The organism is Pseudoglutamicibacter cumminsii (assembly GCF_003143995.1).
GTDB lineage: Bacteria > Actinomycetota > Actinomycetes > Actinomycetales > Micrococcaceae > Pseudoglutamicibacter > Pseudoglutamicibacter cumminsii_B.
On the sequence record NZ_QFWG01000004.1, the window covers coordinates 84,863 to 107,829 of the forward strand.

The 22,967-nt window shown below is 60.5% G+C and carries 20 protein-coding genes and 1 pseudogene; 10 read left to right on the top strand and 11 right to left on the bottom strand.

Annotated elements, in window-relative coordinates; all coding sequences use genetic code 11:
* Positions 1-28: 28 nt before the first annotated feature.
* From trxB to CAY35_RS04525, 4 genes are all read right to left on the bottom strand, one after another.
* Positions 29-973, bottom strand: a complete 945-nt coding sequence (trxB, locus tag CAY35_RS04510; protein ID WP_109303497.1) for a thioredoxin-disulfide reductase — start codon at positions 971-973, stop codon at positions 29-31.
* A gap of 281 nt (positions 974-1,254) precedes the next feature.
* Positions 1,255-3,030: a hypothetical protein gene (locus tag CAY35_RS04515; protein WP_109303498.1), complete on the bottom strand. Its 1,776-nt coding sequence runs from the start codon at positions 3,028-3,030 to the stop codon at positions 1,255-1,257.
* Positions 3,031-3,163: 133 nt separating this feature from the next.
* On the bottom strand, positions 3,164-4,885 hold the full coding sequence (gene murJ / locus CAY35_RS04520; protein ID WP_181377486.1) for a murein biosynthesis integral membrane protein MurJ: 1,722 nt from the start codon (positions 4,883-4,885) through the stop codon (positions 3,164-3,166).
* The gene (locus tag CAY35_RS04525) at positions 4,875-5,426 is read right to left on the bottom strand and encodes an NUDIX hydrolase (protein ID WP_109303499.1); all 552 of its coding nucleotides are present in this window, start codon (positions 5,424-5,426) and stop codon (positions 4,875-4,877) included. Before CAY35_RS04525 ends, murJ begins: the two co-directional genes overlap by 11 nt.
* Positions 5,427-5,542: 116 nt before the next feature.
* On the opposite strand from CAY35_RS04525, the gene CAY35_RS04530 reads away from it, so the two are divergent.
* Positions 5,543-6,952: a CCA tRNA nucleotidyltransferase gene (locus CAY35_RS04530; protein ID WP_109303500.1), complete on the top strand. Its 1,410-nt coding sequence runs from the start codon at positions 5,543-5,545 to the stop codon at positions 6,950-6,952.
* 104 nt (positions 6,953-7,056) lie between these two features.
* Here the strand turns inward: CAY35_RS04530 and CAY35_RS04535 are convergent, their stop codons facing one another.
* From CAY35_RS04535 to CAY35_RS04565, 7 genes are all read right to left on the bottom strand, one after another.
* On the bottom strand, positions 7,057-8,142 hold the full coding sequence (locus CAY35_RS04535) for an inositol-3-phosphate synthase (protein ID WP_109303501.1): 1,086 nt from the start codon (positions 8,140-8,142) through the stop codon (positions 7,057-7,059).
* A 150-nt stretch (positions 8,143-8,292) separates the two neighbouring features.
* A complete protein-coding gene (locus CAY35_RS04540; RefSeq protein ID WP_109303502.1) occupies positions 8,293-9,738 on the bottom strand; it encodes a DUF6716 putative glycosyltransferase in 1,446 nt (481 codons plus the stop codon).
* A complete protein-coding gene (locus CAY35_RS09570) occupies positions 9,728-10,795 on the bottom strand; it encodes a hypothetical protein (RefSeq protein WP_109303503.1) in 1,068 nt (355 codons plus the stop codon). The genes CAY35_RS04540 and CAY35_RS09570 overlap by 11 nt, the downstream gene beginning before the upstream one ends.
* Entirely contained in the window at positions 10,792-12,258 is a 1,467-nt protein-coding gene (locus CAY35_RS04550; RefSeq protein ID WP_109303504.1) for a polysialyltransferase family glycosyltransferase, read from the bottom strand. The genes CAY35_RS09570 and CAY35_RS04550 overlap by 4 nt, the downstream gene beginning before the upstream one ends.
* The gene (locus CAY35_RS04555) at positions 12,255-13,364 is read right to left on the bottom strand and encodes a glycosyltransferase family 2 protein (RefSeq protein WP_181377487.1); all 1,110 of its coding nucleotides are present in this window, start codon (positions 13,362-13,364) and stop codon (positions 12,255-12,257) included. The genes CAY35_RS04550 and CAY35_RS04555 overlap by 4 nt, the downstream gene beginning before the upstream one ends.
* Positions 13,365-13,411: 47 nt before the next feature.
* Positions 13,412-14,320, bottom strand: coding sequence for an N-acetylneuraminate synthase family protein (locus CAY35_RS04560; protein ID WP_109303506.1), 909 nt, complete (start codon positions 14,318-14,320; stop codon positions 13,412-13,414).
* 59 nt (positions 14,321-14,379) lie between these two features.
* Positions 14,380-15,669, bottom strand: coding sequence for an acylneuraminate cytidylyltransferase (locus CAY35_RS04565; protein WP_109303507.1), 1,290 nt, complete (start codon positions 15,667-15,669; stop codon positions 14,380-14,382).
* A gap of 117 nt (positions 15,670-15,786) precedes the next feature.
* Between CAY35_RS04565 and CAY35_RS04570 the strand changes: the two genes are divergently transcribed.
* The 9 genes and pseudogenes from CAY35_RS04570 to rplI all read left to right on the top strand — a co-directional run bounded on the left by CAY35_RS04570 (position 15,787) and on the right by rplI (position 22,928).
* Complete coding sequence (locus CAY35_RS04570) at positions 15,787-17,319, top strand: glycosyltransferase family 87 protein (protein ID WP_109303508.1); 1,533 nt, start codon at positions 15,787-15,789, stop codon at positions 17,317-17,319.
* Positions 17,312-18,598, top strand: a complete 1,287-nt coding sequence (locus CAY35_RS04575) for a M18 family aminopeptidase (RefSeq protein ID WP_109303509.1) — start codon at positions 17,312-17,314, stop codon at positions 18,596-18,598. Before CAY35_RS04570 ends, CAY35_RS04575 begins: the two co-directional genes overlap by 8 nt.
* Before the next feature lie 100 nt (positions 18,599-18,698).
* Positions 18,699-18,845 carry a hypothetical protein gene (locus CAY35_RS09575; protein WP_181377488.1) on the top strand — a complete coding sequence of 49 codons (147 nt, stop codon included), beginning with the start codon at positions 18,699-18,701 and terminating at the stop codon, positions 18,843-18,845.
* Between the two features lie 39 nt (positions 18,846-18,884).
* Positions 18,885-19,802: pseudogene (locus CAY35_RS09820) on the top strand (acyltransferase family protein); the annotation flags it as partial.
* A 141-nt stretch (positions 19,803-19,943) separates the two neighbouring features.
* Positions 19,944-20,912: an SGNH hydrolase domain-containing protein gene (locus CAY35_RS09825; protein WP_258265634.1), complete on the top strand. Its 969-nt coding sequence runs from the start codon at positions 19,944-19,946 to the stop codon at positions 20,910-20,912.
* A 280-nt stretch (positions 20,913-21,192) separates the two neighbouring features.
* Positions 21,193-21,492, top strand: a complete 300-nt coding sequence (rpsF, locus tag CAY35_RS04585) for a 30S ribosomal protein S6 (RefSeq protein ID WP_109303511.1) — start codon at positions 21,193-21,195, stop codon at positions 21,490-21,492.
* Positions 21,493-21,546: 54 nt separating this feature from the next.
* Positions 21,547-22,134, top strand: coding sequence for a single-stranded DNA-binding protein (locus tag CAY35_RS04590; protein ID WP_109303512.1), 588 nt, complete (start codon positions 21,547-21,549; stop codon positions 22,132-22,134).
* A gap of 69 nt (positions 22,135-22,203) precedes the next feature.
* The gene (gene rpsR, locus CAY35_RS04595) at positions 22,204-22,443 is read left to right on the top strand and encodes a 30S ribosomal protein S18 (RefSeq protein WP_109303513.1); all 240 of its coding nucleotides are present in this window, start codon (positions 22,204-22,206) and stop codon (positions 22,441-22,443) included.
* A gap of 23 nt (positions 22,444-22,466) precedes the next feature.
* Positions 22,467-22,928 (top strand): 50S ribosomal protein L9, encoded by a 462-nt coding sequence (rplI, locus tag CAY35_RS04600; protein ID WP_109303514.1) that lies wholly within the window; start codon positions 22,467-22,469, stop codon positions 22,926-22,928.
* Positions 22,929-22,967 lie beyond the last annotated feature (39 nt).

Here is a 22,967-nt window from a genome sequence, read left to right on the forward strand (position 1 = left end):
CCTTTGGAATTGAAACTTTGAAACTGGATTAGCTGGCTTTAAGTGATGCGAGGTAGTGCTCTACATCGATTGCGGCGGTGCAACCGGAGCCTGCTGCAGTAATAGCCTGTCGGTAGGTAGGGTCAACCACATCGCCAGCCGCGAAGACGCCAGGAATCTTGGTCTTAGACGTGCGGCCCTCTACAGCAATGGTTCCTTCTTCGGTGATATCTAGCTGGTCAGCGACCAACGAAACGCGCGGATCGGAGCCGATCGCAATAAAGACGCCGGTCGCGTCGATGACGGACTCTTCGCCGCTAGTTACATCGCGCACACGAACACCTGAAACCTTGTCCTCGCCAAGGATCTCAGCGACTTCGCTGTTCCAACGGACCTCGATGGATGGGTGGTTCAGTGCACGCTCAGCCATGATCTCGGAAGCGCGGAACGAATCGCGACGGTGAACGATGGTGACCTTAGAAGCGAACTTCGTAAGGAAAAGCGCTTCCTCCATCGCAGAGTCGCCGCCACCAACGACAACAATCTCCTGGTCGCGGAAGAAGAAGCCGTCACAGGTTGCGCACCAGCTCACGCCGTGGCCAGTAAGACGGGCCTCGGAATCGAGTCCTAGCTCACGATATGCCGAGCCGGATGCAACGATAATGGAACGGGCCTGATAGATCGTGCTATCCGAGAGCACAACCTTCTTGACGTCGCCTTCGAGTTCAAGCGCTGTCGCATCGTCGTAAATAACCTCAGCACCAAAGCGTTCGGCCTGCTGCTGCATGTTCATCATCAAATCTGGACCCATGATGGCTTCAGGGAAGCCAGGGAAGTTTTCAATCTCAGTGGTTTTCATCAGCTCGCCGCCAGCGTCTACCGAGCTAGCGATCACGACGGGCTTCAGATCAGCACGCGCGGTGTAAATAGCTGCTGTGTAGCCGGCTGGTCCCGAACCAACAATCACTACGTCATGAATCTGTTCAGTGCTCACGTAACAGGGCCTTTCATAGCGGACCCACACGGCATAGGTCCAAGATTTTGACCGGTAGCCACGCACGCCGTTCCGCAACTCGCTTCGAAGCCCGGAAGCAGCAGTACAAGCCACCCATACTCGTTAAGAGAAACAAGATAGGGCCGCTAGCTATTCCATAGGCAAAGAACGAGCCAAAGAACCCTGGCAAAGAACTGAGCCAACGAACTATGGCAAAGAACAAGCCTGGAGCTATTCACGCCGCAGGGCGCGATCAGCTCCAGGCTTGAACAGGGGAATTGCTACTTGACGTTGATCTCTGCCACAGTGAAGCCGTATGGCCGGCCGGCAGGACCGCCGCTAGCGATCTTTGGCAGCTCCGTGATGTTGACGAAGACATACTTGCCTTCAACACCCTTACCGAGGCCAGCCTCAAGGGTAGGCCCCGAGAAGGAACCAGAATATGCTTCCTTGGCGTCGTCGATGTTCTCGGTGTCACCAACGAGGATCTGCATGTTGCCACCCACGCCATTCAAGCCCTCAAGCTTGATTTGCTTAACAGGAGCGGATTCCTTGAGCTCCAGCACCAACGCCATCGACTTAGCGTAGTTACCGAACTGCGGCGTCGAATAGCTGTAGGTCTGATACGAGGTTGCCAGAGAGCCGTCGATCGCCTTCGGAAGCTCACCGTCGGTGTCAGCGTTCAAGTCCTGTGCGCCTGGAACGAGGCGGCTGATGGATGCGATTTCCGGTTCGACGTCCTTGGCATCCTCAGATGGCGACGCGGACTCTGACTCAGATGGTTCCTTGGAGTTCTCGGAACCTGGTTCGGAGCTGGAAGCAGTTGGGGTTGGTGTGTTGCCGCCATTGGTCAGGTTACCGACCGCGAACACGACGCCACCGATCATCAGCAGACCCAGCACCCCACCTACGATGACGCGGGTCCATTTGTTTCCGTTATCTTCAGGTTCGGACTCTTCAAACGCGCGGTTGCCTGCCCCGCCCGCGGAGCCGCCGCCAGCATGCGCTGCGCTTGCGTTGGCTGTACCCGCCGCCGCGCCAGCTCCTGCCGCGCCCGCACCAGCAGCACCAGCGCCAGCCGCGCCGGCGCTACCGAGGGCCTGGCGAGGGAAACGTGCAGCGGGACGCATATCGCCGTCGCGTTCATAGGCTTCACGGGCTGCGCGCGCATCGGCTTCTTCGCGGCTTTCACCCGTAGAAGCGGCACCTGCGTTCGCAGCGGTACCGGAAGCGGCCTGGTTTTCCGCGGTGTCTACATCTGCAGTGTCGGCATCGTCATCAGAGCCGTCATGGCCACCGGATACAACCGGGGTGGCCTGGGTTGGAATGTCCGCAATGTCTACGTCTTCAGCTACGTCGTTGTCCGCATCGCGGTTGCGGGAGGACTCTTGCGACGCGTCAGAGGCCGATGTTGGAACGCTTGCGATGGGTCCGCTCGGCTCGGTTTCGGACGTGCCAGCAGACGACAGATCGACCGGTGGAAGCGTTGGTGAGCCGAGGTTTTCTGGCCGGCCTTCGTCTGGATCGGTGATTTCGGGGTGCTCTTCGCCAGCGGCTTCGTCGTTCTTGTGGTGGCGGTTGCGCAGGCGTTCAGCGAACCCGGAGAACAGGGGCTTGCGAGCTTGTTCGTGGGCGAGTTCTTCGTAGTATTCGGCGTCATCGTCGTAGATCTGAGGCTCGTGGGAGCGCGATTCACCGAAGATTTCAGAGCCGAGCGTGTCGGTCATGAATGGTTCGACGTACGGGGTCGCGCTTTCGATGACGAGGTCGAGGAGGTCGGCTGCGTCGGCGTCGGCGGCGATGAGATAGGTCGTGGACTGGCTGATGCCGAGGTCAAGGACCTGCACGGGTGATGGCCGGGTTTCGATCGCGATTTCCCGGGCAGCGACGGCGAGGCGGGTTGCGTTGGCAGGTGCGGCCGTGAGGATAGACACGGTTCGGTTGAGGACCTGGTCGGTGCCGGCGAATACGCGGTCGCCTTCCTCGGTTGCGACGATGAGTTCGCCAACCTCGTAGCGTCCGCCTAGTACGGTGCCGCTGTCGATCTCTTCCGACACGTCTTCTCCTCGAACTTGACCAGCCTTGCGGTTCCGTCGGTGGGTGCGTTGGGGCTGGCTCGTTGGTGTTGGGGATGTTTCTAGTGTTTATGTTACCGGGGATGGTCCGGTGGGGTGGCTTAGCGGCGGCGCGTTAGCGTGAGATCTTCAGTTTCCGCAGCACTGGTCCGAGGAAGTCGTCGAGTTCTGGAATGCGGGCGAGTTTGAGGATTCCGATGTAGGCGGCGAGCATCACGATGCCGGTTGCGGCGATGGTGGTGATGGCTGGCAGGTAGCCGCTCCAGGCCCATCCGTAGCTGTATGCGCCGAGGCTGTATGCGACGGCGGCGCCGATGAGGCCGGAGAGGAAGGCGCACCAGCCGATCTTGATGTATTGGCCGATGACGTTGCCGGCACCGTAGGTTCCGTATTGTTTGCGGATGGTGAGGTGGGCGACGATGGTCTGTGAGATGTGCGCGATGGGGAACGAGATGCAGAGCGCTTGGGCGCGGATTTCCCACGGCAGTGTGTAGGCGATGACGATGGCTGCTGTGAGGGTGAGGGCCGAGTAGAAGGTTTGCAACAGCATCGGCGTAAAAGTATCTTCTTTGGCGTAGAAGACGCGGATGAGGAAGAAGTTGTAGGACTGCCAGGGCAACCCGATTGCCATCAGGACGATGAGTATTGCGGTTGCGGAGCCGGCGGCTTCGGCGTGGATGCTGGTGCCACCGAAGAGACGGCCGAGCGGCCCAGCGAGCGTGATGAGCGCGACTGCGGAGAACAGCATCGGGATTGCGATGGTGCGTAGGCCTTGTGAGAGCAGGGGCCCGACGTCTTTGGAGCGGTTTTCGCTGAATGCGTTGGAGAACTCGTTGAACAGCACTGTGGCGAGCGAGAGCGCAAAGAGGCTGTGCGGGAGGATGACGATCAGCTGCGCCTGATTGAAAGCGGTTTCGCCTGGGATGGACGGGTTGCCTGCGCGGACGGCGGTCGCGCCGGAGACGACCTTACCGGTGTAGAGGTTGACGATGTTGCCGATGGCCATGGCGAGCAGTGTCCAGGCGGCCATGCGCCCGACTTTCCGCAGGCCCATGCCGCGGAAGCGGAAGTTGGGCCGTAGCTTGAGCCCGAGCTTCTTGAGAGGCCACAAGAGCACAAGTGCTTGAGCCGTGACGCCCGCGGTTGCCCCGCCTGCGAGGACGAGGGTTTGGGTGCTTGACCAGGTCGCGAAGTGCTCTTCGGAGTTGCCCGCGTATGCGCCGAACATCGCGAGGTAGGTTCCGAGCGCTGCGAGTTGAATGACGTTATTCGCGACGGGGGCCCACATGTAGGCGCCGAATCGGTGGTGCGCGTTCAGCACCTGGCCTGCTACGGCGTAGACCCCGTAGAAGAACACTTGCGGCATGCACCAGTAGGTGAAGATGGTACCGAGCGTGATCATGGGCTCGGACCATCCCGCGGACAGGATTCTGATGAGCGCTGGCGCCCCTGCCATCAGGACTGCCGTGATGGCCGCCATGACCAGGATCGTGAGTGTTAGAAGCTTTGACGTGTATTCGCTGCCGCGGTCCGCGTTCTTCGATGCTTTGATGAGCTGCGGCACGAGGATCACGTTGAAAACCCCGCCAGCCAGCAACATGAAGATGATCGTGGGCATCGTGTTCGACTTCTCGAAGATGTCCGCCACGTATGTTGTTGAGCCGATCGCGATGGCGAGCATCGCTGTTCGTACGAACCCGAGGACGCGGGAGATGAGGGTGCCGGAGGCCATGAGGGCTACGGCTTTGCCGCGGCGCGCGGATGCCCCTTCTCGTGTTTCGTTGGCGAGGTCCGGGGTTGTGTGTCCCGTCGAGGTTGTGGTGCTCTCAGAGCTCATGCGTCTCGATTACCTCTCGAGCCATTTCGGCGATTCTGCGTTCGTTGAGGAAAGTGAGTCGGCGCGGTAGTTCGACGAGCGGAACCCAGGCGACGTCGACGGCTTCGTGATCGGGATCGTTTTCGATGGTGAGTTCGCCGCCGGTCGCGATCAAAAGGAAGTGGTGGACGGTTTTGTGGACCCGGTATTGGGGCACCATGAACCAGTAGTCGATCGAACCGAGCGGGGCGAGGATCTGCCCGTAGATGCCGGTTTCTTCTGCGATTTCGCGTACGGCGGCTTGTTCGTGTGTTTCTTGGCCTTCGGGGTGTCCTTTAGGGAGGCACCATTCGAGGCGGCCTGCGCGGTTGTAGCGGGCGATGATCGCCACGCGGAGGTCGTGCGAGTCAGGGTCGATCACGATTCCGCCCGCGGAGACCTCTTCAACGGTTGGTGTTGAGGGGCTTAAACGCTGTGATGCGCGCAGGGTTCGGGTACGTTCCCACGCCAAAGCGGCCGTCAACGGCGTGCGGCGCTGTGGGTTCGGAACGTGGTCACTCATATCCGACACTTTAGCTAATACAGCTTGCGGGTCTCTGTGTGTCGTGCGGTTTGTCTGTAATTTGGGTTTGTTTGCGTCGGGTTCTTTGCGCGGTATCTGGAAAGATAAGGAGCGTGATGGATCTACGTGATGTGCAGTTGCCGCCGCTTGCTCTGGAGCTGGGTGAGCGGTTTACGGCTGCTGGTTTTGAGTTGGCGCTGGTGGGTGGGCCGGTGCGTGACCTGTTTTTGGGCCGGGCAGCACCGGATCTGGATTTCACGACGAACGCGACTCCGGACCAGATTTTGGATGTGGTTCGGGGTTGGGCTGAGGCGACGTGGGATGTGGGCCGTGAGTTCGGCACGATTGCGTTGCGTAAGCGTGGTGAGGATATTGAGATCACTACGTACCGGGCTGATGTGTACGATGCGGGGTCGCGTAAGCCGCATGTTCGTTTTGGTGAGCGGCTTGAGGATGATTTGGCTCGCCGTGATTTCACGGTGAATGCGATGGCGTTGCGGTTGCCTGCTGGCGAGTTGCTGGATCCGTATGGTGGGCGCGCGGATGTTGAGGCCGGTGTTTTGCGGACTCCGTCTGGTCCGGAGATTTCGTTTTCGGATGATCCTTTGCGGATGATGCGTGGCGCGCGTTTTGTGTCTCAGTTGGGTTTTGAGTTGGCTGGGCCGGAGCGTGCTGCGATGCAGCAGATGGCGTCCCGTTTGGAGATTGTGTCTGCTGAGCGGGTCCGGGATGAGCTGAATAAGTTGATGTTGGGTGCTGATCCGGCGTCTGGCTTGGATGTCATGGTTTCTACGGGCTTGGCTGAGTTTGTGCTCCCTGAGTTGCCGGCGTTGCGCATGGCTACGGACGCGAATCATCATCACAAGGATGTGTATGAGCATTCGTTGACGGTTTTGCGGCAGGCGATTGACCATGAGGGCACGTCGGAGGACGATGCGGTGCCTGGCCCTGACTTGGTGTTGCGTTTGGCGGCACTTCTGCACGATATCGGCAAGCCGGCCACGCGCAGGTTCGAAAACGGTGCGGTGAGTTTCCGCAACCATGAGATTGTCGGCGCGAAGATGGCACGGAAGCGTCTGCGTGCGTTGCGCTATGACAACGCGACGATCAAGGCCGTGGTGCGGCTCGTTGAGCTGCACATGCGGTTTTATGGTTACGCGGATGTCGCGTGGTCGGATTCGGCGGTGCGTCGCTACGTGAATGATGCTGGCGATGTTCTGAGCCGGCTGCATTTGCTGACGCGTTCTGACGTGACGACGCAGAACCGCCGTAAAGCTGAGCGGCTTGAGCACGCGTATGACGACCTGGAGCGTCGTATCGCGGAGCTCGCTGAGCAGGAGGCTTTGGACGCGATCCGGCCTGATCTGAATGGTCAGCAGATCATGGAGATCCTAGACATCAAGCCGGGCCCTGTTGTGGGGCGGGCCTATAAGTTCTTGCTGGATCGGCGTCTGGACCGGGGTCCGGTCTCGGAAGAGGAAGCGAAGCAGGAACTGTTGGACTGGTGGGCTGAGCAGGACGCCTAGACCAAGAGGTTCAAACCAACTTACTTACAGCGATGCGGGCCGTCACCAACTATGGTGACGACCCGCATCGTTATGTGCATGCCCCAGCTGGGGTTCCGAGCGTCTTAGGAGTCCTTTTCGCCGCGGATGAAGGCTTCGACGTCGGCGTGTGCCTGCTCGTCGTTGACCTGCACTGGAGGCGACTTCATGAAGTAGGACGATGCGGACAGCAGCGGGCCTCCGATGCCGCGGTCGAGGCCGATCTTGGCGGCGCGGATCGCGTCGATGATGACGCCGGCGGAGTTCGGGGAGTCCCACACTTCGAGCTTGTATTCGAGCGAGACCGGGGCGTCACCGAAGTTGCGGCCTTCGAGGCGCACGAAAGCCCACTTGCGGTCATCGAGCCAGCCAACGTAGTCGGATGGGCCGATGTGGACGTCGCGTTCCGCGAGCTTCGCGGACGTGTTGGAGGTGACGGCCTGGGTCTTGGAGATCTTCTTGGACTCGAGGCGTTCGCGTTCAAGCATGTTCTTGAAGTCCATGTTTCCGCCAACGTTGAGCTGGTAGGTGCGGTCCAGGATGACGCCGCGGTCTTCGAACAGCTTGACCATGACGCGGTGCGTGATGGTTGCGCCGATCTGCGACTTGATGTCGTCACCGACGATCGGCACGCCAGCTTCGCGGAACTTGTCGGCCCATTCGGTGGTTCCGGCGATGAACACTGGGAGTGCGTTGACGAACGCGACGCGGGCGTCGATCGCGCACTGTGCGTAGAACTTGTTCGCTTCTTCGGAGCCGACCGGCAGGTAGGAGACGAGGACGTCGACGTCGGCTTCCTTGAGGGCCGCGACGACGTCGACTGGCTCTGCCGTGGACTCTTCGATGGTTTCGCGGTAGTACTTGCCGAGGCCGTCGAGGGTGTGGCCGCGCTGAACGGTCACGCCGGTTTTTGGCACGTCGCACAGTTTGATGGTGTTGTTTTCGGAGGCTTCAATCGCGTCAGCGAGGTCGAGGCCGACTTTCTTTGCGTCGACATCGAATGCCGCAACGAACTTCACATCGTTGACGTGGTAGTCGCCGAACTGCACGTGCATCAGACCTGGGATGGTCTGGTCTGCGGCGGCGTCTTTGTAGTATTCAACGCCTTGCACGAGCGAGGTCGCACAATTGCCGACGCCCACGATAGCGACGCGGATTGCGTTATCCGACACGGAAACCGTCTCCTTGGGAATAGCGAATAAGGGCACCGCGAAAGCGGCACAAGAGATCTGCGCTCATTTTAGTGCATGCCCCGAGCGAAGTCGCTTCGATGCGCTGGATGTGAACGGCGGGGCCGTGTAAACGAGCCGGAGGCGCGGACCTTAGGTGCGGACGGCGTTGCGTACGTTGCGCGCGACCTTCAAGACGGGTGCAGGTAGCGCGGTCTTGAGTCGTGCGCGCCATGCGCGGGTGCGGGCGCGAGCCATCGCCGTCGCTGAGGCATCGAGGTATCCCTTGCGTGCTGCGTCGGCCAGCGATACGAGTTCGTGTTCCATGTCGCGGCGGTGTGCTGCGGCGACGTCTTCCGAGGTGTGGAAGTAGTTACGGCGCAGCCACTGCTGGTTCGCGTGTGGGATGTCGAGTTCCTGCATCTCTTCAAGGGTCATGAGCAGGCCGGATTCGCTGAACATCGCGTTGAGGAGCTTCTCGGTGACGCCGAAGTCGGAGATGATTCCCACGCGCAGTCCGAGGTCGATTGCTTCGATTGCCGCGGTTGATGACACGGTGACGAGCGCTGTGCCTGGTGTGAGGCGTTCGGCGAGTGGGCCCGTCTGGAAGTCCAGTAGGCGTTCGTTTTCACCGGTTTCAGCGCAGTACTTTTCCCACAGGTAGTCGTATGGGAAACGTTCGATGTGGGTCTGTGGTTCGCCGCGTAGCGCACGCAGTTTGACGATCACTTCGACCTCAGGGTGCTTGCGCTTGGTTTCGGCGAGGGCTTTGAGGATGTCGAGGCGTTCGGACTCTTCGAACGGCATTTTCGCTTGTGGTGCGAAGACGATGCGGGTTACGGGAGTTTCGTCTGGCTCGGGTGGTTCGTGGTGGCTCAGCATGGGTAGCCGGCCCACTGCGAAGCTTGGTGGGAGGATGTTTTCTTCTTCGAGCGGAGGCGCTGGGGTTTCGCCGCGTTCTTGTGCTGCTTTGACGATTTCGGGCGCGTCGGCTGGGTCTGGTTCGTCGAGTGCCGGGCGTTCTGGGTCCAGATAATCGTCGCCTGGGGCGTTGGTCTCAGCGTCATCGTGTTCGGAGAGATCGTTTGTGCCAAGGGTGCTGTCGAAGCTGCTACCGCTAGGGAGGATAGTGCGTGGCGTGATCCCGTCGAGGCTCATTTTTTCGCCGAGGATCGCGAACGTGTCGGCTTCTGCAAGCGAGTGCACCATGAAGGTGTCGGCGAGTTCGCGGTATCCGAGGGCGCGGGAGGTCGCTGGGAATGCGATGCCTGGAAGCGCGGTGATGAGCGCTGGACGGTTTTTCAGCGATGCGAAGTGGATGAGGACTTCGCGCGCGATCGGCCCGGTTGCGGCGACGAGCACGACGTCGGGCATCGGGTTGAGGTTGGCGGATAGCTTGCGTACGGGTACGACGGCGGGTGGTCGGCCTTCGAGGAACGTGCCGGCGAGTGCGGCGCGGGTCTGCACCGAGGTTGGGATGACGTGTGAGCGTACGACCACTACTTGGCGCCGCCAGTCTTTGAGCTGGTCAAGGAAATGGACGGCGTACTTGAGGTATGAGTCGGAGTCGGCGATGGCCGCGATGGTCCTAACCGTCATATTTTTCCTTACCTTGTTTGAGCGAGACTGATGACAAGAGGTGTTGCCGGAGCGCGGGGGTGGCTTGAGGCGTCCACCATGAGTCCGGGATGCGTTTGTAGGTCACGTCGATTCCGCGGCCGGCCAGCAGGAGCCGGAGTGAGGTCACGGCGGTCGATGGGAGAGATACGACGCGCTGGAGGGGGCGTAGCCCACGGAGCCGGAGTTCGACGGGCGTTGTGGTGGCCTGGACGTTGACTCCGGGGATCGCACGGATTTCGTCGAGCAGTTCGCCTTGTTCGCGACGGTGCGGGAAGTAGGCCAGCGGGGTGTCGGAGGCGAGCTGTTTGATCCAGTTGATGTACGGCTCACGTTCGATGAGGCCGTCGTAGGCCAGCGCTGAACCGATCAGCATGGTTTGTTCGCTGAAGGATTCTTCGGCTGGTTGGCTGCGAGCCCATTCGAAGGCGTGGTGTTCAACGCGCACGCCGATGCGGGCGAGCCGTTCGGCCAGTTCGCCCACAAGTGGCAACGCGGTGATGAGCAGCACGCGGTTGTTTTTGGCGGCCCAACGGAGCCGGTGCCATGCAGCGAGTCCGAGTGCGATGCGTCCGGCTGTCCTCTTGCCTCGGTCGCGTACGAGTGGCGTCGGGCTGTTGTGGCTGAGTTTGTCTAGGAATGCGAGGGTTGCGAGGCCGTCGTCGACGATGATGATTTCACGGTCACCAAGGGCTCCGAGCATCGCTTTTTGCACTTGACCGGAGAACATGTCTCCGGCACCCCATCGGTTCATCGGGGATGCGCTGAGGGGTGTGATGTGCTCGTTGTCCTCGCTGATGGTGATGCCTTGCGGAACGTTGTTGGCGAGGACTTCGGCGGTCTTGCTGATCCCGGGGATTCCGGGGCGGATGCGCACGGTGGTTGAGACTCCGGTGAGGCCGGCCGCGTGTGCTTCGATTGCGCTGAGCAGCTGGAGTGGGGATTCAACCCAGATTTCGCTTGTGCCGAGACGCGGCCGCGGGGTTTCCAGAGGGGCGCGGGGCGCGCGCCTGGACCGAGGCTTACGGGTGGTGCTCATCGTGACTTCCGCTGACCGAATGACGAGAGGATCTTGACCGCTGCGTTCGTGGGGTGCTTGAGGACTTTCGAGGTTTGAAGCTTCTTCTTGAGTGCGTTGAGGTTGTTGGTTCCCATCATGTCGTCGAGGTGCCCAACGAAGTGCTCATAGAAGTTGTCCGGGGTGGTCTTCATGAGGCCGAGTCGGTAGAGGCGACCCTTACGCATGTAGAGTTTCCGGAGTGCGGGGTCTGCTGAGCAGAACTCGTAGGCCGATGGGTAGAGGTCTTTCATCCGGTCGGGTTGCATCGTGTAACCGACGGTGTTGAGGAGGGCCTGAAGGCGACCTTCGTAATGGGAGCCCAGTTCCTGGTCGTGCGAGGCGCCGCTGTGCTTTTCTTCGTCTGGTACGGGAATGTTGCGATGGAAGAGCGCGTCCGCGAGCATAACCGGCACTCGGTTGGAGTTCGGGTATGGGTTCAGGTTGTGAACGACCTGGTCTGCACCTATTGAGACAGCGGGGATGTCGTAGCCGTAATGCAGTGTTGCGAGCGCGGTTGAGAAGATCGAGACTGCGACGACTGGCTTGATCCAGGTCGCGACGATCTCTGCGGGCACGGTGTCAGTAATTTCCACGTACTCGAGGCCCGCGGATTCAATGATCTCGCGCACGACTGTGCGGGAAGCGTATGAAGCCGATGGGTGCGGTTTGAAGGCAATGATCTCGGCGCCGGCGTCGATCGCAGCTTGCGCCATGTTCGTGGTGAGCTCGTGCTCTTCCTCGTCGGTGATGAGCTTGAGCTCATTGAGGTACTGGCCCAGGATGAAGCCAACCGGCTTTCCGGAGCGCATAATGTTCGCGCACGCTTCAGAAGGCTCAACTTTGTTAGCCCATTCATCGATCACGTGAGTGAAGTGTTCAAGCGCTACCGCATCGGTGGCTGCGTCCCATTCCCTGCCGTAGAGAGGCTTGAGGCCGGGCACGATGTCGAGGTGGACAACGCGATCCAGCCGCGAACCAATGGACATGGGCAGAGGGTCACGTAGCGGTCCGTAGGCCATGAGGCCGTCAGCGTGGACGGTGATGGGGGCGTCGTAGAAGATGTTCGCGAGTGCTCGCCCTGGGTTGACTTGGAGGGACTCGAGCCACAGCGAAATCTCCGACGCGTGGCCCGGCTCCGTGAGCGGCAGATCGAAGTATTTGCACAGGAGCTTGCGCCACATCGGGGTTTCGAAGTCGCGTGGAGCGAACTGGTGCGGCCGTAGTGGGCGGATGAATTCACCCAAGTTGATGACACGGTCGAAGCGTGAGGAAAGCTCTTCGAAACCGGTGGCTCCGGTGATGCCAGGGACGAGCTCCGGCTGGCGGGTCGTGTCAACGATGCACAGGACGCGGTCGTCGTCTTCCGGGACGGCGCCGGCGTCGATCATGGCGGCGAGTGACGCCACTTGGTACAGGGTTGAAGCCTGGAAAAGCTGAGTCATCGTTTGCTCTTTGCGTTGTCAGAGTTCGGGAAGTGTACGGAAGGGCGGAATGAAAGCAATGCGGATATGAAGCTCGAGCCTTCAATTTTCTGGTGCATCGCGGGAAGCGCTGGGGCGAGTAGCTTCTGGCGTTTAGGCCCCAGGTCTTTCACGGTTTCCAGGAGAATTCCTTGATCGAATTTCTGCGCGGTCGCTTGGATCGCCGAGTACATCTCGTCTTGGAGTTCTTTACTTAGACGGCTTTTGCGTTCGAGCTGGAAGCATGCGATCGCTAGGAACTGGCGGGCAAGTTTGGGCATTAAGCGCTCGCGTTCCGGGTCCTTGTTGAGCAGATCCGCCATCTTGCCGAACGCGTAGGCGAAGTGGATCTGGCGTTCGTCGCCGACTTGGGTCAGCGTTGTGCTGATGCCGCGGCGCCACAGCGTCGTTGGGGTATCGACGAATGCGCAGCTGGATGCGGTGAGCATAACGCGCCAGAACCATAGGCGGTCTTCTGCGGTCAGGAGGCTCTCGTCGAAACGGAGGGCACCGTGTTCGTCTTGGAGACGGCGGTGGTACATGCCTGCCGTGACCCACGGGTTGTCGATCACGGTCGTGTGGTTCGGAGGCATGATGAAGTCACGCGGGTTTTCGACTGTCCCGAGTCGGCCGGTTGGCAAGCGCCGCACGGTGCGGGTCCCGTGGTTTTCTTCGATGATCGGTGTGCGGATGAAGTCGACCCCGAGCCGATCCATCGTTTCGGCGCGGACGCTGAGGCTGTTCGGTTCGAGCCAGTCGTCGCCGTCGAGGAAAGCGATGTAGGTTCCGCGGGCAACGTCGAGCCCCCGGTTGCGCGCGGCGGAAACACCGCGCGCAACCGGGTTCTTCAGAAGCGTGAGTCGTAGCAGAACAGGGCGGAACGCCTCGATGACGTCTTCGACGTCTTCGTCTGATCCGTCGTCGACCACGATGACATGGAGCTGGTCTTCTTGACCGGCAGGCATCTGCCGGGTCGCAGAGATGAGCGTGTCAGGGAGCAGGCTTTTCTGATTGTGGGTTGTCACAATCAGCGAGATGCGCTCAGGTTCTTCCCTGCGTGCCTCGGTGGGTACTGCGGATGCAGTCACGGATCCTCCAATATTCACGTTGACTCGTCGCTCCATGTGAGGAGGCGTTAGTTGGCCTTTGTTGCCATTGGGTCCTCGGTCACGCGGCGCAGCGAGTCCTTCTTAGCTGCTTCGCCTGGCATGACGCGCTTGCGGCCGTCGCCCAGAGCCTTTTCGAGGATGCGGATGTCCGCGACGAGCTCCTCGAAGGCCTTTGGCTCGAGGGATGCGGCCTGGTCGGAGCCCCACATGGTGCGGTCGAGGGTGATGTGGCGTTCTACCGTGACAGCGCCCAGGGCGACTGCTGCCAGGGAGATCTGCAGGCCGTCTTCGTGACCCGAGTAACCCACTGGAACGCCGTAGCGGTCTTCGAGGGTCTTGATCGCACGGAGGTTGGCTTCCTCCGGTGGCATTGGGTAGGTCGAGCACGAGTGCATGAGCACGAGGTTGTCGGTGCCGAGGATCGCGACGGCTTCGTCGATCTCAGCGAGCGTCGACATGCCGGTGGACATGATGAGTGGCTTGCCGGTCTGCTGGAGGGCGCGCAGCATCTCCTTGTCGGTCACGGATGCGGACGCGATCTTGTGGGTCACTACGCCGAGGTCTTCGAGGAACTCAACGGAAGGGACGTCCCATGGGGAAGCGAAGCAGTGCAGGTCCTGCGCTGCCGCGTACTTCATGAGCTCCTTGTATTCCTTCTCGCCGAACTCGACGCGGTGCTTGTACTCCATGTAGGTCATTTCGCCCCATGGGGTCTGGCGTGGCTTGTCGCGCATGTGCTCCGGGACAGCGATCTCCGGGGTGCGCTTCTGGAACTTCACTGCATCAGCGCCGGCGTCAGCTGCCACGTCGATGAGCTGCTTTGCGATGTCGACGTCACCGTTGTGGTTGATGCCGATTTCACCGATGACGTAGACAGGCTGGTCCGCCCCGAGGGTCTTTTCGCCGATCTGAACAGTCTTGGTTGGCTGAGTCATTGTCTTGAGTCCTTTCACAAGGTAGCCGTTATGGCTGGAAGTTTTGGTTGTCTCGTCGTTTAAGCGGAGGTTGATGGTCGGTTGATGGAACGAGGCAAGAGGCCTGCTGGGTCGTTGACGTCTCGGTTTTCATTGCGTGCCGCCAGGATGCGGTCGCAGACTTCGCGTACCGCGCCGTGTCCGCCGCGATTGGAAATGGTGACGCGGGCAGCGCGTGCAACCACAGGCTGGGCATCCGCGACAGCTAGTGGCCACCCGACTTCAGCGAACGCTGGCAGGTCGTTGATGTCGTTGCCGAGGAATGCGACCCGGGCCGGGTCGAGGCCGTGGTCCTTGATCCAGTTGGCAACGGCGTCGGCTTTGTGTTCGACGCCCTGCATAACCTCGACCTTGAGCTTCTTGCCGCGGGCGGTTACGACAGGGTTGGTTTCGGTGGACACGATGACCATCGGGACGCCAGCTTGGCGGAGCATCTTGATGCCCATGCCGTCGGAGCGGGATACCTTGACGGATTCCGTTCCGTCTTGGGTGATGGTTACGGAGTCGTCGGTGTGGACGCCGTCGAAGTCCATGATGAGGGCGTCAACATCGAGCGCTTGTACAGGCGATTCGTGGAGTTCCGCGATGCGGATCGCATGCTCGAGGTCATCGAGGCTGTCGATTTCCGGTGCGGTCCACGCTGGGACCTCGATCGCGCTGAGGGTTCCGAAGAAGCGGTGGCGCGTTTCGAGGAACCCTTCGGTGTTCATCGCGTAGAACGCGCCGGTTTCACGCATTTGTGGTGCGCGGTCTTGGCGGCGTGGACGGTAAGCGACCTGGTGGCCGACCGCCGTGACGCTGCCGTTCGAGGTTCGGGACCATAGGAAGCCGTGGTCTTCTACGGTTGAGAACGCGACGTCTGCTGACTTCGTTTCGACAGCGGTAACGGCCGCCTGGAGGTCTTCTGGGCGGATGAACGGCGAGGTGCACTGCACTAGAACCGTGACTGCTGGGCGCTCGCCGCGGGATTCGAGGATTTCGAGTGCGTGCAGGAGCGCGGATTCGCTCGATGCGGTGTCGCCGGAGAGGGACGCTGGGCGTTCGATGACGCCGGCTCCGCATCGGCGGGCTTCATCAGCGATGCCGGGGTGGTCGGTTGATACATAGACACTGGTGACCGATTCAGTAGCGAGCGCTGCGTCGATTGCGCGGCCGACGAGTGAGCGGCCTGCAATGGGGCGCAGGTTCTTGAGTGGCACGCCTTTGGAACCGCCGCGAGCGGGGATGATGACGGTCGCGCCGGTTCGCGGCGCCTTCGAGTTCTCATTGGCCGTTGCGGCCTGCTGTGGGGAAGTCGTTGAAGTGGTCACATATGCCAAGGTAGGAGCCTGATGTGACCGGAGGCCGTGATCGACGTGAACACTAAATGAACCCGATAGCGGCCACGGTGAACACTAAATTAACCACCTCAACGTAGGCTTGGACGCATGACTAAGGGAGCAAAAAAGGGGCCGTTGCGTGTCACGGTGCCGAGCCGCAACGACGCCGCCGCGAAGTCTTTGGTGGGTGCGATCGGAGGACCGCTAGGGCGGCGAACAGCCCCGGGCGTAGTCTCTCCCGGGTTTTGGCGCATCGAACGCGTCCTGTTGGTTATGGTTGCGGTTGCCGGTGTGATCGCGATCTTCACGAAGACCACGTGTCGCGTTAACGGCTGGGCTGATCCGTACCGCTATATAGGCATGTGCTATTCGGACTGGACGGCGTTGTGGGGTGCCCGCGGTTTCGCTGAGACACCGCTCGCGCCGTTCGACGCAGCACAGACCCCTTTTGAGTATCCGGCGGGTATGGCCATCATCGCTTCGGCCCTCGCATTCCTCGTTCCACGCTCGCTCGAGCACCGCGACCAGGTGCTCCTCTACTTCGACATCAACGCATTCTTCGCGGTGGTCTTGTGGGCGATCGTGGTGATCGCCGTCGCGAAGATGAGTTCGCGCCGCATCTGGGATGCCGCGATGGTCGCTCTCTCCCCTGCGATCATCCTCGCGTTGACGGTCAACTGGGACATGTGGGCGGTGGCTCTCATGGTCACAGGTTTGCTCGCGATAGCGCGTGAACATCCGTGGCTCGGCGGGATCCTGATTGGTATCGGCGGCGCGGTGAAACTGTTCCCGCTGTTACTGCTTGGAGCCTTTTTCACGTTGGCGTGGCGTACGCGCCGTTGGCAGGTTTTCGGCAAGATCGCGGGTGGTGCCGCGATTGGTTGGCTTGTGATCAACCTGCCGGTGATCTTGATTGATGCGAAACGCTGGGCGGTTTTCTATACGTTCTCATCTGACCGCGGCGCGGGTTTCTCCTCGACGTGGGAACTGTGGAACATGACGGTCGGCCTCGTGGCGCCCGAACTCGTGGTGACCGCGGACGCGATCTCGGTTCTCGGCATCATTTTCTTTGGCTTCTGGTGCTTGTTCGTTTTGATGCTGGGGCTGGTTGCCCCACGCCGGCCGCGTGTTGCTCAGCTCGCGTTCTTGATAATCGCGATGTTCGTGTTGATCGGCAAGGTGTACTCGCCGCAGTTTGTGATGTGGCTGGTTCCGCTCGCTGTGCTCGCGTATCCGCGTTGGCGGGCCTTGCTCGTGTGGCAGCTGTTTGAGGTGTTGCATTTCGTTGCGATCTGGATGCGCTTGTATTCGATGACTGGCCCGGATAAGACGAGCGGGTTCTTCCCGGATTGGATTTTCAGCCTCGCGGTTTTGGGTCACATCGTTTCGCTCGGGGTTCTGATGTTCCTTGTGATCCGGTGCATTTTCCAGCCGGATGAGGACCCTGTGCGGCGGGTCGGTTTGGATGATCCGCTGGGTGGCTTGTTCGCAAGCCCAGAACCAGCGTCCCGCACCGCTACCAGCCGGGCTACCGCATCGTTGGCCACCGCATCGTCGGCTGACAGCAAGGGCCATACTGGAGAATCGAGCCATACTAAAGAGAGTGAAACCCTTCCAGAGGCAAAGGAGAGTCATGACTGAAGCGTTGACGTATGTAGAGGATCTCGCGGATTTTATTGATGCGTCCCCTTCGAGCTATCACGCGGCGGAGGAGAGCGCTCGCCGTCTGGAAGCGCAGGGTTTCACGCGGCTGGCTGAGCATGACGAGTGGCCGGCGCAGCGTGGCGGCAAGTTTGTGGTCGTGCGTGATGGCGCGGTCATCGCGTGGACGGTGCCTGCGAATGCTGGGCCGACCACGCCGTCGAACATTTTCGGTGGGCACACGGATTCGCCGGGGTTCAAGCTCAAGCCGAAGCCGACCACGGGTAACCACGGCTGGCTGCAGGCCGGCGTTGAGATCTACGGTGGCCCGCTTCTGAACTCGTGGCTGGACCGCGAGTTGCGTCTTGCTGGCCGTTTGGCGATGAGCGACGGCTCTGTGGTTTTGGCGGATACGGGAGCGCTTTTGCGTTTGCCGCAGCTCGCTATCCACTTGGATCGCGGCGTGAACGAGAAGCTCGCGTTGGATAAGCAGGTTCAGACTCAGCCTGTCTGGGGCTTGGGTGTGCCTGCTGAGCATGATCTGTTGGGTGAGCTTGCCGCGTCGGCTGGCGTTGATCCAGAGCAGATCGACGGGTTCGATGCGGTGGTTGCTGACTCCGCGCGCGGCCAGGCATTCGGTAAGGACAAGGCGTTTTTCGCGGCAGGTCGGCTGGATAACTTGGCTTCCGTGCACGCGGGTTGCGTTGCGCTGGGTGAGGCCGCGGATGCAGGCGTGAGCGAAGACGCTGAGCGGATCGCGATGTTCGCGGCATTCGATCACGAAGAGCTCGGTTCGGCGTCGCGCTCGGGTGCTGCTGGTCCGTTCCTTGAGGATGTCTTGAACCGTATCTACGCGGGATTGGGTGCCACGGCCGAGGAGCAGGCGCGTGCTTACGCGGAATCCTGGCACGTGTCTTCTGATGTGGGGCACTCGATCCACCCGAACTATGCGGGGCATCATGATCCGGTGGTCAAGCCGCTTTTGGGTTCCGGCCCGATCTTGAAGATCAACGCTAATCAGCGATACGCAACCGATGCGGTGGGCGCCGCGGCGTGGGCTGGCTGGTGCCGCGAGGCCGGGGTTGAGAGCCAGGAGTTTGTTTCGAATAACAACATTCCGTGTGGTTCGACGATCGGCCCGATCGCGGCGACCCGCTTGGGCATCCGCACGGTTGATGTGGGCATCCCGATTTTGTCGATGCACTCGGCCCGCGAACTCGCTGGTGTGAGCGATCTGCATGACCTGTCTAAGGTCGCGAAGGTGTTCTACATGGCGTAGTTTTCGGAGCGTCAACGTTTCCTGGGCATCTCATCTGCGTTTACTTTTAGGTCGTTTCCAGTTCTGGAGATGCGGATTAAGTCGTGATGTAATGCCCTGCATGCCCCACAAAGCCACATGCACGCAAGGCACTGATGTCCGCGGACGGCAAGGCAACGGTGCCCGCGGACAGCGCGCGCAAGGCCGGAAGTTCCTTCCGGAGGTCCAAGCGCTACGAGCAATTGCCGTGCTTGCGGTTGTTGCGTAGCATTTCCATCCCAAGTCCGCTCCAGGCGGTTTTGTTGGCGTAGACATCTTCTTTGTGATCTCAGGCTTTCTGATCACTTCGAAGCTTCTGCGTGACGCGGAAACCCACGGCAAAATCAACCTCGGCGAGTTCTGGGCTGCGCGCATCCGCCGCATCATGCCGGCGGCAACCGTGACGGCCGTCGCGATCATTATCGCGACGTTCATTTGGTGGCCTTTGGAACAGTGGAGACAGATGTCTCGTGAGGGCATCGCGAGTCTGTTGAGCGTCGTCAACTGGGTTCTAGCCTTCGATTCCGTGGATTATCTGGCTGAGGACAACGCTCCGACCGCGTTCCAGCACTATTGGTCACTCAGCGTTGAAGAGCAGTTCTACGTCGTGTGGCCGCTTCTTGTGGTTCTGGCGATCTGGTTGGCTCGGCGCACCAAGCTGTCTTTGCGGGCCTACGCGACCATCCTGTTCTCAGCAGTGATCGTCTCCTCGCTCGTGTGGGCTGAATATCTGGTTCGTTGGAGTGATCCTTCCGCGTACTTCGTCACGACCACTCGCGTGTGGGAGCTCGCCTTGGGTGGTTTGATCGCGGCTCTGGCGCCGTACATCCTCAAGGATGGCGTTGGCCGACGCGCGCGGGTATCCGGCGGTATTACGTGGCGCTCGCTGCTCGCGCTGGCGGGATTGGCGGCGATGTGCTGGTCGATTTTCGCGTACACACAGGAAACGCCGTTCCCTGGTGTGACCGCGCTTGTTTCCGTTGTGGGTGCCGCTGCGGTGATTATCGCGGGCCGTACGAGTGGCCCGCTTTCTCTCAACTGGCTGGTTGATTGGGCGCCGGTTCAGTGGATCGGCAAGATCTCCTTTTCGCTGTACTTGTGGCATTGGCCGGTGTTCCTGGCGTTCGGGCACATCGTTGGTCACAAGCCGTACTGGTGGCAAGCGATCATCCTCGTGTTGATTTCGCTGGTGTTCGCGCACCTTTCGTGGCGTTTCGTTGAGGAGCCGGTGCGCCAGTGGAAGCGTTTGAAGGTTTCGCCGGCGCCGGCCTGGATTGCAGGCGCTGTTGCAACGCTCGTTGCGGTTGCGGTGGCGTTTGCTCCGACCATGCGGGTTGATGCGATCACTAAGGAGCAGAAAGAGCTTGCCGCGGAACTGTTGAGGGGTGAAAAGGCGGAGTTTGGCGCTGGCGCTTGGGATCCGCTGGTTACTAAGGCTGAGGGTGACACGCTCGATGCGGGAGATCCGGACAGCCCGGGAGGCCGGTTGGTCACGGATGAGGAGCGCGTCGATGAGCTTCCGACGGCACTCACGTATGGCTCGGTGATTACACCTACCCCGGCAGAAGCCGAGGACGATTCCCGATCGGATAAAGAGTGTTTCGCGGCTAACCGCAAGACGTCCACACCACGCTGCGTCAAGGGCAAGGAAGACGGCAAGAAGACCATCGCGGTCGTGGGTGATTCCCATGCACGCATGCTTGTGGGTCCGCTTGAGGATTTGGCGAAAGACTTTGACTGGCGGATTATCACCTACACCAAGGCTTCGTGCCCGATGTCGCTTGAACCTCGCGAGCTGGCTAAGTCGAACGAGCGGTGTGTTGAACCGAATAAGAGGTCGATCGAGCAACTTCTTGAAGACAAGCCTGATGTGATCATCACGAAAAACTACTCTGCTTCAACATTCCATGGCGACGCGGTGGATGGTTTTGAACGTGCGTTCAAGGAGTTGCAGAAGAGTGGCGCGCAGCTTGTGGTGGTTCGGGATACCCCGATCCCGTCGCAAGATGACGGGGTCCCGCTTCCGCGCACGTGTGTTTCCGAGAACATGGATAGCCCGGAAGAGTGTGATTTCAGCGTAGATCAGGGTCTGCTGGATGACCCGGCGGTTGAAGCCGCCAAACGACTCGACGACGTGTACTTCGTGGACCTGACTGACTACTTCTGCACCAAGGACACATGCCCGGTGGTTGTTGGCAACACGCTGATCTACCGAGACGGCAACCACGTGGGTGAAACCTACATGAAAACCCTCGCCCCGATTCTGGAACGTCGCTTGCCTGAGGAACTGTTCTAGACGCTGTGTTCTAGGCGCTGTGTTCTAGACATTGAGCGCCGCACCGAGCCGTGGTGAGCGGGCCTCGCGAGCGTGAGCTTATCCACAGGGGATTACGTCCTCACCCGGACTATGGGTAGACTGGTTCTGTTGTCCTCTATCAAGTTTTGCTGGCAACCGCATCATGATGTGGGTTCCGGCAGGCCTGTACGCCCGGAAATATAGGGCAGGGGATATCGCAATAGAACCTCCTGGTACGGAAAGACCGTGCCCGTTTCATGTCCAAAGGAGGTGGGTTCACTTGCGTAACTACGAACTGATGGTGCTCGTTGACCCCGAGGTCGACGAGCGCACCGTTGAACCGACGCTCAACAAGTTCCTCGAGGTCGTAACCAACGACGGCGGAACCGTCGAGAACATCGACATCTGGGGTCGTCGCCGCATGGCCTACGAGATCAACAAGAAGGCTGAGGCCATCTACGCAGTGGTTAACTTCACCGCTGAGCCACAGACCGCATCCGAGCTTGACCGTGTTTTGGGCCTCAACGAGTCCATCATGCGCACCAAGATCATCCGCCCAGAGGACCAGCGCATCAAGTAAGCGCGCGTCCTACGCGGGCACAACCACGTTTAACGCTTAAAGCTAGGGGGAAACATGGCTGGAGAAACCATCATCACCGTGGTGGGTAACCTCACCGCTGATCCAGAACTGCGCTTCACGCCGTCTGGTGCCGCGGTAGCGAACTTCACGATCGCTTCGACTCCTCGCCTCTTCGACCGTCAGACCAACGAGTTCAAAGACGGCGAAGCCCTCTTCATGCGTTGCAGCGTATGGCGCGAACACGCCGAAAACGTGGCGGAATCGCTGACCAAGGGCATGCGCGTCATCGCCCAGGGTCGTCTGCGTGCCCGCAGCTATGACGATCAGAACGGCAACCGCCGTACCGCATGGGAACTCGAGGTCGACGAGGTCGGCCCGGCCCTGCGCTACGCAACCGCGCAGGTCTCCCGCAATCAGCGTGGAGGCAGCGGTGGCGGCAACCAAGGCGGCTTCGGTGGCAACACCGGCGGCGGTTTTGGTGGCGGCAACCAAGGTGGCGGCTTCGGCGGCCAGCAGCAGTCCCAGGGCGGCGGCGGAGACTGGGGAGCACCTCAGCAATCTCCAGCTAACGACCCGTGGGGTAACTCTGGCGGCTCAAGCGACTGGGGTGCAAACCCTGGCCAGTCCGCACCACCGTTCTAAATCGTTCCAATCCAACATCCATCCCGCAGCTAAAACTGCGGGCTCCAAAACAAACTAAGGAGCTCCACGATGGCTAAGCCTGAAATTCGCAAGCCTAAGCCTAAGGCCAACCCGCTCAAGGCCGCCGACATCGAGGTCATCGACTACAAAGATGTCGCCCTTCTTCGCAAGTTCATCTCTGACCGCGGCAAGATCCGCGCTCGTCGTGTAACTGGCGTGTCCGTGCAGGAGCAGCGCAAGATCGCTCAGGCGATCAAGAACGCGCGCGAAGTCGCTCTGCTTCCCTACTCCGGCGCTGGCCGCGGCTAAGCAAGAAGGAGGAGAGAAGAAACATGGCAAAGCTTATTCTCACGCATGAGGTAACCGGCCTGGGTGCTGCTGGCGACATCGTCGAAGTACGCGACGGCTACGCACGCAACTACCTGCTGCCACGCGGCTACGCGATCATCTGGACCAAGGGTGGCGAGAAGGACGTCGAGTCCATCAAGGCCGCTCGCGAGGCCCACCGCGTAGCGAACCTCGAAGAAGCACAGAAGATCGCTGAAGCACTCAAGGCTGCAGAGATCCGCATCGAGGTTAACGCTGGCGAGTCCGGCCGCCTCTTCGGTACCGTCAAGCAGGCCGACGTTGCAGCAGCAATCGAGGCTCAGGGCCTGGGCAAGGTCGACAAGCGCACCATCGAGATCGCACAGCAGGTCAAGACGACCGGCCACTACAAGGCCACCGTCCGCCTGCACGAAGACGTTCTCGCGAACACCACGCTGCACGTTGTTGCAGCGCCAAAGGGCAAGTAACACCGAGCATTAGCGCACTGCGCAGGCTCGGAGATTACG